Source organism: Dyadobacter sediminis (assembly GCF_005860765.1).
In the GTDB taxonomy this organism is placed as follows: Bacteria; Bacteroidota; Bacteroidia; order Cytophagales; family Spirosomataceae; genus Dyadobacter; species Dyadobacter sediminis.
Map to the genome: position 1 here is coordinate 144,561 of NZ_VCEI01000029.1, position 15,094 is coordinate 159,654.

At 44.4% G+C, this 15,094-nt stretch carries 7 protein-coding genes; all 7 read right to left on the minus strand.

Annotation, left to right across the window (positions count from 1 at the left end; genetic code table 11):
- Positions 1-81: 81 nt before the first annotated feature.
- The 7 genes from FEM55_RS20060 to rpoB all read right to left on the minus strand — a co-directional run bounded on the left by FEM55_RS20060 (position 82) and on the right by rpoB (position 14,794).
- A complete protein-coding gene (locus FEM55_RS20060) occupies positions 82-2,022 on the minus strand; it encodes a KUP/HAK/KT family potassium transporter (protein WP_138283187.1) in 1,941 nt (646 codons plus the stop codon).
- 49 nt (positions 2,023-2,071) lie between these two features.
- A complete protein-coding gene (locus FEM55_RS20065) occupies positions 2,072-3,040 on the minus strand; it encodes a hypothetical protein (protein ID WP_138283188.1) in 969 nt (322 codons plus the stop codon).
- A 132-nt stretch (positions 3,041-3,172) separates the two neighbouring features.
- On the minus strand, positions 3,173-5,317 hold the full coding sequence (locus FEM55_RS20070) for a xanthine dehydrogenase family protein molybdopterin-binding subunit (protein ID WP_138283189.1): 2,145 nt from the start codon (positions 5,315-5,317) through the stop codon (positions 3,173-3,175).
- 2 nt (positions 5,318-5,319) lie between these two features.
- Positions 5,320-5,781 (minus strand): (2Fe-2S)-binding protein, encoded by a 462-nt coding sequence (locus FEM55_RS20075; RefSeq protein WP_138283190.1) that lies wholly within the window; start codon positions 5,779-5,781, stop codon positions 5,320-5,322.
- 266 nt (positions 5,782-6,047) lie between these two features.
- Complete coding sequence (locus FEM55_RS20080) at positions 6,048-6,377, minus strand: DUF3467 domain-containing protein (protein ID WP_138283191.1); 330 nt, start codon at positions 6,375-6,377, stop codon at positions 6,048-6,050.
- Positions 6,378-6,512: 135 nt separating this feature from the next.
- Positions 6,513-10,835, minus strand: coding sequence for a DNA-directed RNA polymerase subunit beta' (gene rpoC / locus FEM55_RS20085; protein ID WP_138283192.1), 4,323 nt, complete (start codon positions 10,833-10,835; stop codon positions 6,513-6,515).
- Between the two features lie 95 nt (positions 10,836-10,930).
- Entirely contained in the window at positions 10,931-14,794 is a 3,864-nt protein-coding gene (gene rpoB / locus FEM55_RS20090; protein ID WP_138283193.1) for a DNA-directed RNA polymerase subunit beta, read from the minus strand.
- Positions 14,795-15,094: the final 300 nt, after the last annotated feature.

The following is a 15,094-nucleotide window of genomic DNA, read 5'->3' on the forward strand; positions in this document are numbered from 1 at the left end:
TTATCCCCAAACTGCGTATTCGTATACACATAGAACCATGCAGTTCAGGGAATAGTATTTGGAAAAAACATCAGAAATTGCCTAGCTGTAAACCCTTCTCATTCTTATTTTTTCGGCCGGCGTTAAAACAAGCGGCACTTTTTCCACCTTTACAGAACTGCTGTCCAGACCAAACCATTTATCCTCGGAAGTAGTAATGCTTTTGATTGTAAAATAGATTTTCATAATCAGTTCTTCCATAAAAGGCAGATTGTTTTCTATGGAAAGGTAACGTTCCAGCACTACAAACCGGAAGTCGCCGGTTATATTCTGGCGGTTCAAGGATTCATAACGGCTTGTGATATCCACTTCTTTGTTAAGAACCATGTCTTCCACAACTTTCCTGAAAAACAGATTGATCCGCTGTTCAATCCGGAAGCCAAGCCTGAACGTGACTTTAATAACATCGTCTTCGGCAATGATATTGACATGATAATCCATTGTATAAGGTTCATCCGTTGTTTCCACATGTATAAACCAATATATGTCCGCACGTTTTGGCCTTTTGTAAAAAATAGAATAAATAATCTTGTTTTCAATCTCCGATTCATGTGCTGCATTCGACATGAAAATCAGGTGTGTTGAGTATTTGGGAATGCTGATGTCGTTACTTAGTTCTTTCAGAGGCCCGATGTATTTTTCCAGACTTTCAAATTCTGTCAATCTCAGCTTGATGGAATAGGCCTTTAACCAAACCGTGATAACCAATGCAATAATAGTAGCCAGCAGAAGGGAAACCCAGCCTCCATGCGTAAATTTCAAAAGGTTTGCGGCCAGGAAAGACCCTTCAATAGCCAGGTAAACGATCAGAAAAATCCCAATGATCCATTTGCTTACATTGCTGAAATATAAATAGACTGACATCAGGATCGTAGTCATAATCATGGTCAGTGTGATTGCCAGCCCGTAAGCCGCTTCCATATGAGCGGACTCCTTGAAATAAAGCACAATGCCGACGCATCCTGCCCACAAAAGCCAGTTGACGCTTGGCACGTAAAGCTGCCCTTTTTTGTCACTCGGATAAATAAGCCTGACTTTTGGCCAGAAATTCAAACGGATCGCTTCTGAAATCAGTGTAAACGAACCGCTTATCAATGCCTGGCTTGCAATAATAGTCGCCATGGTAGCAATACAGATTCCCGGCAGCAGAAACCATTCGGGCATGATTTCATAAAAAGGTTTTCTGCCGCCCAGTGTCGTTCCGGCATGTACGATCAGCCATGCGCCTTGTCCGAAATAATTGAGCAGCAGACAAACTTTTACAAAAATCCAGCTGATCCGGATATTTCCTCTTCCGCAATGGCCAAGATCACTGTAAAGTGCTTCCGCTCCCGTTGTACACAGAAATACAGAACCAAGCATCCAGAATCCGCCGGGATGCTGGGCAAGCAGCTTGTATCCGTAATACGGATTAATCGATTTCAGGATTTCGGGATGGCCGATAACTTGCGAAACACCAAGCACTGCAAGCATCAGAAACCAGATCATCATAACCGGCCCGAACGCTCTTCCTACGATTGTGGTCCCAAAAACCTGAATAATAAACAGCAACGTAAGAATACCGATTACAATCGGGATGGTCTGGATATGCGGATAAAGTATTCTGAGCCCTTCAACTGCGGATGAAACCGAAATTGGCGGCGTAATGATACCGTCTGCAAGGAGCGTACTGGCTCCGATAATGGCCGGGATCGTAAGCCATGCTGCATTGCGCCTTACCAATGCATATAAAGCCAGGATTCCACCCTCGCCTTTGTTGTCAGCTCTGAGGATCAGTATAACATATTTTACCGTTGTCTGAAGGGTCAGTGTCCAGAAAATGCAGGAAACCGCACCATAAACTACTTCTTCTGATATGCTGTTATTGCCGATAATGGCCTGCATAACGTAGAGCGGAGACGTACCAATGTCTCCAAAAATGATTCCTAATGCAACCAGCAGACCCGCAGCGGAGGCTTTATCAAGATGTTTATGAGAGCTCATTTAAAATAAGAAATGAAATATAAAAGCATACTTTAAAAGCATATTCCGTTTAAAAAGTGTAAAATTCATAGTTTACTTTCCATGTGATTTCCTCATTCGGCTTTGCAGAAAGTCTGACATACGGTTCCGGGCATGATGTTGTCGGGCAAGCCCAGTACACCAGCTTTTCCAAGGCACGATCACTTGTGATCCGGACGCCGGCGCCTGTCTTCGTATTTTCAATTCGGATATCATAATCCTTGGAAGTGTTACCAAATCCCTGCAACCCGCTGCTAAAAACCTGATCCCCTTTTACAACTTCGCGCGTGTAACGAAGTGTTTTATCCTTCGCATTAATAATTGTACCAAAACCTTTGCCTTCTCCGGTAACATCAAAGGGAAAAACAATCCTGATGTTCTCATTGGAAGGCTCTTTGTCAATCATAAAAAAATTGTGATTATAGACGCTTGTATTGATTTCTTTAGTGCCTGTATTTTTAAGGCTATGCTCCAGAACCAGTTCAGGCTTTCCTTTCACGAGCCTGACTGTTTTTTTATAGATATAGGAAAATCCCGCTCCGTCCTGCATTACATGTGTAAATTCCACATGATCGCTTTTTTTGTTTACCGTCCATTTACCTGCATTTTTGATGGCATAATTAGTCGCAAATGAATACTTTTTGTCATCCGGTTTTATCAAAGTACCAACGCCTATTTTCAGGAATTCTTCTCCTGTTTTGGCTTCGTCGAAATTCAAAGGTGTAAATTCTTCAACCGGTCCCATAATGGCGTCGTGCAGTTTGGGATCATACGTGGAAAACCATTGTCCGAAATACGTATGTCCTTTGTATTCAAGGCTCGGGACTACGCCCGCCCAGTCAAAACGTGTTCCCTGATAATAACCGGCCGAGGCATCCGGCAAATACAGCTTTGCCTTGACAATTCCGTTATCTATTGCTGCTTCAGGAAATTCAACCAGACTGAACGCACTCAGGCCCAGACCAATCAGAAGGCAAATAGCAGTCATTTTCTTTTTCATATCATTGTCAAAGGTTACGGTTGCACAGGAAAAGGAATTGCTCGGCAATATGTTGTTGTAAAACAAAAGACAGAAAGATAAAATGTAATATTACATTTTATCTTTCTGTCTTAAATTGATTGGGAATAATATTTATGAAATGCCTTTAAAAGCTTCTTCGTTGATAAATGGCTGATTGCGCAATCGCTGCTTGGTTGCTTTGTAAAATGCATTGGCAACTGCGCCTCCGGCCGGCGGTAAAGCCGGCTCGCCAAGACCTGTAGGCGAAATGCCGTTATCTACAAAATGCACGTCCACTTCCGGGATTTCATTCATTCGGATCAGTCGGAAACCATTGAAATTACGCTGATCCGGCGCTCCGTCCTTAAACGTCATGTTGCCGTACATAGCATGTCCGAGGCCGTCTACAACACCGCCTCTAACCTGCTGCAACGATCCGCTTTTATTGATGACAATTCCGCAATCCACAGCAGCAATGACATTTTTCAGAACAGGTTTACCTTTTTCCATTACAACTTCTCCCACTTGCGCAACATACGACCGGTGAGAAAAATAAACGCTGAATCCCTGATAAACGCCTTTCTTTTTACCCCATTTGCTCTTTTCCGCCGCAAGCTTGACAACGCCGATCATTCGGTCCACATCATACTTGATATCTCCGACTGGCGACTTTTTGGCTTTTTCCAGCAATGCCAATCTGAATTCAACCGGATCTTTTCCTGCTGCTTCTGCTACTTCGTCCAGAAAAGACTGTTCGGCATAGGCAAGGAAATTGGTAATCGGTGCACGCCACGGACCGGTTGTAATCGGCGACTTATATTCAACAGAATCAATCAGAAGATTTTCAACAGAACCGGAAGGAAAATTATCCTCGCGTGTGGAATTTCCAGAATTCATTCCTACGCCCCGAAGCTTGTAACCGATCAGTTCCCCACTTTTATCCAGTGCGGCTTCAAAACGGTAACGTACAGCCGGACGGTAAATACCACCGGTCATATCATCTTCCCGTGTCCAGATTACTTTCACCGGCGCTTTCACCAGTTTGGAAACATTTGCCGCTTCCAGAACAAAATCGGCAGCCAGACGCCGCCCGAAGCCCCCGCCCTGACGAGTGATTTCCACGGTTATTTTTTCAGGAGCAATTCCGGTCAGTTTTGCCACTTCGGTACGCGCTCTTTCCGGCGTCTGCGTAGGCCCGATAAGCTCTACGCCATCTTCCCGCACATGCGCGAAAAAGTTCATGGGTTCCAGCGGGCTATGCGGCAGGAACGGGCACTGGTATTCGGATTTAATCACTTTTGCCGCATTCTTGAATGCCGTTTCCACATCACCGTTTTTACGGCGTACTGTAGCTTCCCCATTTTCCATTAATTGCTGGAAAATTCGGTTATGGTCCGCAGAACTTTCCAGTTCTGCTTCTTTTTCATATTCAATTTTCAGGGCATCCTTGGCCTTTTTCACCTGCCATGTGGACTTTCCAACGACAGCTACGCTGTTATCAAAAGTTACAACATCCACAATACCCGGCATCGATTTTACAGCTTCCTTCTGTACGGATTTCAGCTTCAGACCAAATGCTTTCGGACGCTGAATCATGGCAAACAACATGCCTTCTCTGTAAACGTCCAGGCCGAAAAGCGGTTTACCCGTTGCTATATTGTTATTGTCAACATTCCGGACCGATTGCCCGATCAGTTTGAAGTCGCTTTCCTTTTTCAGTTTCACCTCTGCCGGAGCCGGCATTTTCGAAGCAGCTTCGGCCAGTTCTCCGTAAGATAGGGATTTACCGGAAGTTCTGTGCAAAACCTTTCCATTCTCGGTTGTACATTCTGACGCCGGAACGCTCCATTGTGCCGCGGCTGCTTCCACCAGTAAATAGCGTGCAGTAGCACCGGCTTTGCGAAGGCGTTCCCATGAATGCGGAACAGCACCGCTTCCGCCTGTAACCTGCCGCTCGTAAATACCCGTATCCAGATTTCCCTGCACCGTTTTGACCTGTTTCCAGTCTGCATCCAGTTCCTCGGCGACCACCATTGGAAAAGCGGTCTTTATTCCTTGTCCGATTTCAGGATTCGGGGATATGATTGTAATGACATTATCCGTTCCGATGGACAGGTAACTATTGAAATTTACCAAACCTGCTGCGACTTTTTGAGCGTCTACAACCACCGGAAGCGCAGATGAATTTGACCAGTTGAAGCCCAGGAATAATCCGCCGCCTGCTGCTGCCGCAATTTTAATAAAATTACGTCTGGAAGTTTGTTCTGATGTCTGCATGATCAGTTGGTTTTAGATGCTGCTACTTTGACTGCTTCACGTATACGGTGGTAAGTTCCGCAACGGCAAATATTTCCGCTCATCGTCGAAACAATTTCTTCATCTGACGGCTTGGGATTTTCTTTCAGCAATGCAGCCGCAGTCATAATCTGTCCGGCCTGGCAATAACCGCATTGCGCCACGTCCACTTCGTCCCAGGCTTTCTGAACAGGATGATCTCCCTTTTCCGAGAGCCCTTCGATTGTCGTTACTTTCGCTTTTCCTACGGCCGATACTGGAAGTACGCAGGAACGTACCGCCTTGCCATCCAGATGCACTGTACACGCGCCGCATTGTGCAATTCCGCAGCCGTATTTGGTACCGACCAGGCCCAGATTGTCGCGCAGAACCCACAAAAGCGGAGTATCCTTCTCCACATCTGCATCATATGCACGATTGTTGATTGTAAGTTTAAATGACGCCATGATGAATTTTTAATGTTACATACGTGCTTTATAATAATACAAAGCAGACCAAGTAATTAGTAATGTAAGATTTACAAGAGGTTATACTGAAAGGGAACTACGTAATGGTTATTTCCGAGATTACAAACAATCTTCTTGTTTGATCCCGGCAAATACCATCAGACTAAATTATTGCAAATGCCGGATTATAATACCTTAAGAAGCCGGTATTAGAGTAAAAATAATGAAGTAACGTTAAAATTATTTTTTTCTTGCCAAACAAGCCATCAAGCTTCGCCGCCGGGACCGCCAAAGCTTATCGGAAAATTGAATGTCGGCTCATTGTCCTGAGAACTGGGGATTGTTCCATACTGATCTTCATACTTTTGAATGTTATCGGTCAAAGCAGCAATCAGACGTTTGGCATGTTCGGGCGTAATGATAATACGGGCTTTTACCTTGGCACGCGGAACGCCTGGCATGAGCCGGATAAAGTCCAGAATGAATTCGCTATTGGAGTGTGCGATCATGGCAAGGTTGGAATACACACCTTCCGCCATTTCTTCGGACAACTCCACATTTATCTGTTGCTCGCTTTCTTTATTGTTATCTTCCATTTGTAAGTTTTTCTGATTCAGGGTTTTTACAACATTTGGGTTTGCAGCCGGAAATTACTAAAAATAAACAGTATCAAAAAGCAAAGAGCCGGTTCCGCATAAGCAGAACCGGCTCTTTTTTATGAAAGATGATGTTTACACCAACTCCTTTTTCTTGCGTGATTGTTTTTCACGCGAATCAGTCAATGCATCAAATTCTTCTTTCGATCCAACGATCAGGTTTTCGTACTGACGCATACCTGTTCCGGCCGGAATCAAGTGACCTACGATCACGTTTTCTTTCAATCCTTTCAGTTCGTCGCGCTTTCCTCTTACGGCTGCTTCGCTCAATACTTTGGTTGTTTCCTGGAACGAGGCCGCAGAAACAAAACTTTCAGTACCCAAAGAAGCTTGTGTAATACCCATCAAAGTAGGTTTCGCAACAGCTGCCTGCGCATCACGTGCAGTAACCAGTTTCAGGTCACGACGTTTCAAGCTTGAATTTTCATCACGCAAACGGCGTACAGAAATGATCATACCCGGTTTAAGTGTTTCGGAGCTACCTGCGTCCTCAACTACTTTCATATCCAGAATCTTGTCATTTTCTTCACGGAATACTACACGGTCAACCGGTTGCATTTCAAGGAAGTTCGTATCACCTGCATCCAGGATTTCCACTTTCTGCATCATCTGGCGTACGATACACTCGATATGCTTATCGTTGATCTTCACACCCTGCAGACGGTATACTTCCTGAATTTCATTCACAAGATATTCCTGCACCGCAGTTGGTCCTTTGATGGAAAGAATATCAGCTGGCGTAATGGCACCGTCGGACAATGGATCACCTGCTCTTACAAAGTCGCCATCCTGAACCAGAATGTGTTTCGAAAGTGCCACCATGTAACGACGTTGTGTTCCGTCTCTTGATTCGATATGAATCTCGCGGTTACCGCGTTTCACACCTCCGTAAGAAACTACACCGTCGATTTCAGAAACCGTTGCCGGGTTAGACGGGTTACGTGCTTCGAAAAGCTCGGTAACACGCGGCAGACCTCCTGTAATGTCGCGGGTTTTACCAACAACACGAGGGATTTTTGCCAGAGGCTGACCTGCTTTAATGTTTGTTCCGGATTTAACAACCAGACGTGCTCCAACCGGAAGGTTGTAACCTTTTTCAGTCTGATCTTTCAGCAACGTTGACTTGCCTTTTACCACGATGGCCGGGTTTTTGGTTTTATCACGTGTTTCAATGATCACTGATTCCTGGAAGCCAGTCTGCTCATCAAATTCCTCACGGTATGTAATGCCTTCTTCAATTGCATCGAAGGAAACTGCTCCGGTGAATTCGGAAAGGATTACAGCATGATATGGGTCCCAGGTACAAAGTTCCTGTCCTTTGAACACCGTGTCGCCTTCTTTTACCAACAGGGTAGCACCGTAAGGCACGTTGTTGGAAATAAGCAGTTGTTTTGTTTCAGGGTGAATGATTTTCACTTCACCGGAACGTCCCATTACTACTGTAATGTCATCTCCTTCTGAATTTACAGACTGCACAAGTCGAAGGTCTTCAAATTCAATTACACCGTCGAATTTCGCCTTGATATTTGCTTCAACAGAAATGTTGGAAGCCGTACCACCAACGTGGAATGTACGGAGTGTCAGCTGCGTTCCCGGCTCACCGATCGACTGCGATGCAATTACACCCACAGCTTCACCAATGTTCACCATGTGTGCAGAAGCCAATGAACGTCCGTAGCATTTTGCACAAACACCATTACGTGTTTCGCAAGTCAGTACCGAACGGATTTCGACTGTTTCAATGCTGGTTTCATCGATGTATGCGGCGATTTCTTCTGTAATTTCCTGACCGGCAGTAAGGATAATTTCATTAGAAAGCGGATCGAACACATCATGAACGCTTACACGGCCAAGGATACGTTCAGAAAGCGGCTCAACAATATCTTCGTTGTCTTTCAAAGCAGAAATTGCAATACCGCGCAATGATCCGCAATCTTCTTCCACAACAACAACATCCTGTGCCACGTCATGCAAACGACGGGTCAGGTAACCTGCATCCGCTGTTTTCAAAGCTGTATCGGCAAGACCTTTACGTGCACCGTGTGTCGAGATAAAGTATTCAAGAACGTCAAGACCTTCTTTAAAGTTGGAAAGAATCGGGTTCTCGATGATTTCACCTGCACCACCGGCAATATTTTTCTGAGGTTTGGCCATCAGACCCCTCATTCCACCCAGCTGACGGATTTGCTCACGCGAACCACGTGCACCGGAGTGCATCATCATATAAATGGAGTTAAATCCACCCTGATCCGTTTCCAGCTGTTTCATCAATGTTTCTGTGATGCGTGAGTTAACACGAGTCCAGATATCGATAACTTGGTTGTAACGTTCGTTTTCAGTGATAAGACCCATCAAATAGTTACTCCAAACGTTCTCTACGTCACCTTTGGCTTGCTCAATGAGTTTCTCTTTTTCGTCCGGAACCATTACGTCATTCAATCCCATTGACAAACCGCCTTTGAAGGCCATCTGGAAACCAAGTTCTTTGATCTCATCAAGGAATTGAGCTGTACGGGCAACGCCGGCCATTTTAAAAACCAGACCAATTATCTGCTGAAGTTTTTTCTTCGTCAGCAACTCATTGATATATCCTACTTCCTCAGGAACAGCCTGATTGAAAAGAATACGTCCGGCTACGGTATCAACCAGTTTTGTTTCAAACGTTCCGTCGTCGTTACGTACACGCAGACGGCATTTGATATTGGCGTGTTTAGAAAGTTTGCCTTCATTAATGGCGATAACAACTTCGTCAGGGCCATAGAAAATTTTACCTTCTCCAATAATCGGATATTCAGGCGTACTTACACGGCCTTTTGTAACATAATACAGACCCAAAACCATGTCCTGTGAAGGAACCGTAATCGGTGCGCCGTTGGCAGGGTTAAGGATATTATGTGACGAAAGCATCAGCATCGAAGCTTCCAGTACGGCTTCCTGACCAAGCGGCACGTGAACGGCCATCTGGTCACCGTCAAAGTCAGCGTTGAATGCAGTACAAACCAACGGGTGCAACTGAATCGCTTTCCCTTCGATCAGTTTTGGCTGGAATGCCTGGATACCCAAACGGTGAAGCGTCGGAGCACGGTTCAGCAGAACAGGATGTCCTTTCAAAACGTTTTCCAGAATATCCCAGATCACAGGATCTTTACGATCTACGATCTTCTTCGCTGATTTTACCGTTTTAACGATTCCACGTTCGATTAGCTTGCGGATGATAAACGGCTTGAATAATTCTGCCGCCATATCTTTCGGCAAACCGCATTCGTGCAATTTCAACTCAGGTCCAACGACGATTACCGAACGACCTGAATAATCGACACGCTTACCAAGCAAGTTCTGACGGAAACGTCCCTGCTTACCTTTGAGCATGTCGGAAAGTGATTTCAATGCACGGTTTCCTTCAGAACGTACGGCATTTACTTTACGGCTGTTATCAAAAAGGGAGTCAACCGCTTCCTGCAACATCCTTTTTTCGTTACGCAAGATCACTTCCGGCGCTTTGATCTCGATCAGACGTTTCAAACGGTTGTTCCGGATGATTACACGACGATAAAGGTCATTCAAATCGGAAGTCGCAAAACGACCGCCGTCCAAAGGCACAAGCGGACGAAGTTCTGGTGGAATAACCGGAACCATTTTGATCACCATCCACTCCGGACGGTTTTCGATGCGTGTATTGGCATCACGGAATGCTTCAACAACTTTCAGACGCTTTAACGCTTCTGCTTTACGTTGCTGCGAAGTATCCGTTGCAGCCTGGTGACGAAGTTCATATGAAAGCTCATCCAGTTTGATCCGGTTCAAAAGCATTTCAAGTGCATCCGCACCCATTTTCGCGATAAATTTGTTTGGATCCGTATCCGGAAGCAACTGGTTTTCGCGTGGCAGTTTATCCACGATATCCAGGTATTCGTCTTCGGTAAGGAAATCAAGATAGCTAACGCCGTCCTCTTCTTTAATACCCGGCTGTACTACTGCATAGCGCTCGTAGTAAATAATCTGATCCAGTTTTTTGGTAGACAATCCAAGCAGATAACCTATTTTGTTAGGCAAGCTGCGGAAGTACCAGATATGAGCAACAGGAACGACCAGTTCAATGTGACCCATACGCTCACGACGTACTTTTTTCTCAGTAACTTCCACGCCGCAACGGTCGCAGATAATTCCTTTATAACGAATACGTTTGTATTTCCCGCAATGACATTCCCAGTCCTTTACAGGTCCGAAAATACGTTCGCAGAATAACCCGCCCATTTCCGGCTTGTAAGTCCGGTAATTGATGGTTTCAGGCTGTGTTACTTCACCGAAAGAACTCTCAAGAATCGATTCGGGTGAAGCCAGACTGATCGTCATTCTGGAAAAATCACTATTAAGTTTTTTGTTCTTTTTGAAAGACATAATTAAAAAGTCGTTTGTCTATAAGTCGAAACTCAATCTTTATTGCATTTCTAAGGAGAACTGTACTTTCGCACAATTCTCCTTACGACTATAAATTAGTCCAGCGTAATCTCCAAAGCCAATCCACGAAGTTCGTGAACAAGTACGTTGAAGGACTCCGGAATATTCGGTTTCGGAAGGTTTTCACCTTTTACGATTGCTTCGTATGCTTTGGCACGGCCAACAACATCATCGGATTTAACGGTAAGAATTTCCTGAAGAATATGCGATGCACCGAATGCTTCAAGTGCCCATACTTCCATTTCTCCGAAACGCTGACCTCCAAATTGTGCTTTACCACCCAAAGGCTGCTGCGTAATAAGCGAGTACGGTCCGATTGAACGGGCGTGCATTTTATCATCCACCAAGTGACCAAGCTTCATCATGTACATCAGACCAACGGTTACCGGCTGATCAAACTGCTCACCACTTAATCCATTGTAAAGATAAGTACGTCCCCAGTCAGGCAATCCTGCTTCTTTCAGCTCAGCTGCCACTTCGGCTTCGGTAGCACCGTCAAAAATCGGTGTAGCATACCTGCGGCCCAGTTTCAAACCTGCCCAAGCAAGAATTGTCTCGTAAATCTGGCCGATGTTCATACGTGAAGGTACACCAAGCGGATTCAACACGATATCAACAGGCGTTCCGTCTTCCAGGAAAGGCATGTCTTCATCACGAACAATACGGGCAACAACCCCTTTGTTACCGTGACGACCCGCCATTTTATCTCCAACTTTCAATTTACGTTTCTTAGCGATATATACTTTCGCCAGTTTCACGATTCCGGCAGGAAGTTCGTCACCGACTTCAAGCGCAAAACGATCACGTTTGAACCGACCCATCAATTCACTGCGCGCGTTCAAATAGTTCTTAAGAACCAATGAAACCTGTCTGTTTGTTTCTGCATCTTCAGTCCATGAATCAGTCAGAACATCACCAATCAGGTTTACTTCTTCTGCAACTGCATACTGGCTTTCGTCGCGGTAAGGGTTGTTTGCCGGGAACAAGTTTTCCGAGATATTTCTCACATTAAACTTCATTCCTTTTGAAATCAGCTCATCACCAAACTTATGCTTAACGCCTTGTGTCGTTTTGCCGTCAACAAGTTCAACCAGCTTTTCGATAATACGTCCGCGAAGCTGAGTCAGGTCACGGCTGTATTTTTTCATGAGCAGGCGAAGCTCGTCTTTATGTTTTGCACGTTCTTCTTTTGTTGGACGTGAGAACAATTTCGTATCAATAACAACCCCTTTCATGGATGGCGGTGCTTTTTTGGAAGCATCTTTCACATCACCGGCTTTGTCACCAAAAATGGCACGAAGCAGTTTTTCTTCAGGAGTCGGATCGGATTCTCCTTTCGGAGTGATCTTACCGATCAGAATATCTCCTTCTTTTACTTCCGTACCAACCTGAACGATACCGTTTTCATCCAGATTTTTAACAGTTTCCTCACTTACGTTCGGAATTTCAGCCGTAAGTTCTTCTTCTCCACGCTTGGTATCACGAACTTCCAATTCAAATTCTTCAATGTGAATCGAAGTAAAGATATCTTCCCGAACTACTTTTTCAGAAATTACAATCGCATCCTCAAAGTTATATCCCTGCCATGGCATAAATGCAACCAAAAGATTGCGGCCCAGTGCAAGTTCGCCGCCTTCGGTACCGTAACCCTGGCAAAGTGCTTCTCCTTTCTTCACTTTCTGGCCTTTAAGAACCATTGGCTGAAGGTTAAGGCAAGTATCCTGGTTGGTACGACGGAATTTTACAAGATCGTAAGAAACGCTGTCTTCAATAAAGCTCACGAGACGTTCTTCATCTGTTCTGTCGTATTTAACAACAATTTTCTTGGCATCTACAAACTCAATAACGCCATCTCCCTCAGCAACAACCAGCGCACGTGAATCCATAGCAACACGTTTTTCAAGACCTGTTCCAACAATCGGCGCTTGTGGACGCAGCAATGGAACACCTTGACGCTGCATGTTTGATCCCATCAATGCACGGTTGGCATCATCGTGCTCAAGGAACGGAATCAGAGAAGCCGCCACAGAAACGATCTGATTGGCAGCAACGTCCATATAAGATGCCTGAGAAGGATCAACCATCGGGAAGTCACCTTCAAAGCGTGTCTTGATTTTTTCTACGGTAAAGTTTCCTTTATCATCTACAGAAGCATTCGCTTGTGCAATGTATTTGGAATCTTCTTCTTCCGCAGTCATATATATCAGTTCATCCGTCAGCTTACCAGCGCCATCAATAACACGGTATGGCGTTTCGATGAAGCCCATTCCATTTACTTTTGCAAATACACAAAGTGAAGAAATCAGACCGATGTTCGGACCTTCTGGAGTTTCAATGGTACAAAGACGTCCATAGTGCGTGTAGTGAACGTCACGAACCTCGAAACCAGCTCTTTCACGGGAAAGACCGCCAGGTCCAAGCGCTGACATTCTGCGCTTGTGTGTAATTTCAGCCAATGGATTGGTTTGATCCATAAACTGAGACAACTGGTTTGTACCAAAGAATGAGTTGATAACAGAAGACAACGTACGCGCATTGATCAAATCAACAGGCTTGAAATCTTCGTTATCACGTACGTTCATACGCTCTTTAATCGTACGCGCCATACGCGCAAGACCAACACCAAACTGCGCATAAAGCTGCTCGCCTACAGTACGGACACGACGGTTTGACAAGTGATCAATATCATCCACAACCGCTTTTGCATTGATCAGACCGATCAGATACTTTACGATAGAAACAATGTCACCTGTTGTCAGAACGCGAACATCAAGGCTGGTGTCAGAACCCAGTTTTTTATTAATTCTGTAACGACCAACGTCACCCAGATCATAACGCTTGTCACTGAAGAACAAGCTCTGGATTACATCACGAGCCGTTTGTTCATCCGGTGCTTCTGCATTACGCAGCTGACGGTATATTTGCTCAACGGCTTCTTTATCAGAGTTAGAGCTATCTTTTTGCAACGTATTATAAATGATATTATAATCCGCTACATTCATATCTTCTTTATGCAGAATAACAGACTTCTGTCCGGATTCCACAATCACTTCGATGTCTTCCGGAGAAATCGTTGAATCACGTTCCAGCAATACTTCATTACGCTGAATCGAAACAACTTCGCCGGTATCTTCATCCACAAAGTCCTCAGTCCATGTACGAAGAACCCTTGCTGCCAAACGACGACCAACGGCCTTTTTGAGGTTTGCAGGTGTCGCACTAATTTCTTCAGACAATCCGAACAGATCCAGAATGTCTTTATCAGAACCAAAACCAATGGCTCTCAGAAGTGTAGTTACCGGAAATTTTTTCTTACGATCGATGTAAGCGTACATGACGTTATTCACGTCTGTAGAAAATTCAATCCATGAACCTTTAAACGGAATGATCCGCGCTGAATATAGTTTAGATCCGTTTGTGTGCTTGCTCATCGAGAAAAACACGCCCGGAGAACGGTGAAGTTGCGAAACAATCACACGTTCAGCACCATTGATTACAAATGAACCTCTTTCGGTCATGTAAGGAATATTTCCCAGGAAAACTTCCTGTTCAATGGTTTCAAATTCTTCGTGATCGGCATCATTACAGATCAGGCGCAATTTTGCTTTAAGCGGAACGGCATAAGTCAAACCACGATCAATAGATTCATCGACGGAATACTTTGGCGGTTCAAGGAGATAATCAATAAATTCCAGCACGAAATTGTCGCGTGAATCAGCAATTGGAAAGTTTTCAGCGAAAACTTTGTACAATCCTTCGCCGGACCGATCTTCAACAGATGTATCCAAACTGAAAAAATCCCGGAATGATTGTACCTGGATTCCCAACAGATCCGGATAATCGATAATCTGATTAATCCTCGAAAAATTTTTTCTAGGTGTTGCTTTAATTGTAGCCAAGGCTATGTTTGATTTGGGTTAGTAGACAAACTAATGCGTTGAAGTAACCTTTACAGCACGCAATGGTATTAATTAGTTTTAAACCTAATCTAATGCCTCGTAGAAGAATAAATAATTGTCCCTTTTCTGTCTTTTCTACGAATAAAGAAGTGTTTCGGACAAATTATTCAATATGGAGAAATACAACCTTAATAAATCGCAAAGGCTGTTATATACAAACGCAAAAAAAACGATTTTGGTTTAGTATGTATATAAAATAGGAAAAAGACCTGATGAAAACCAGGCCTCATTCCTAAAAGT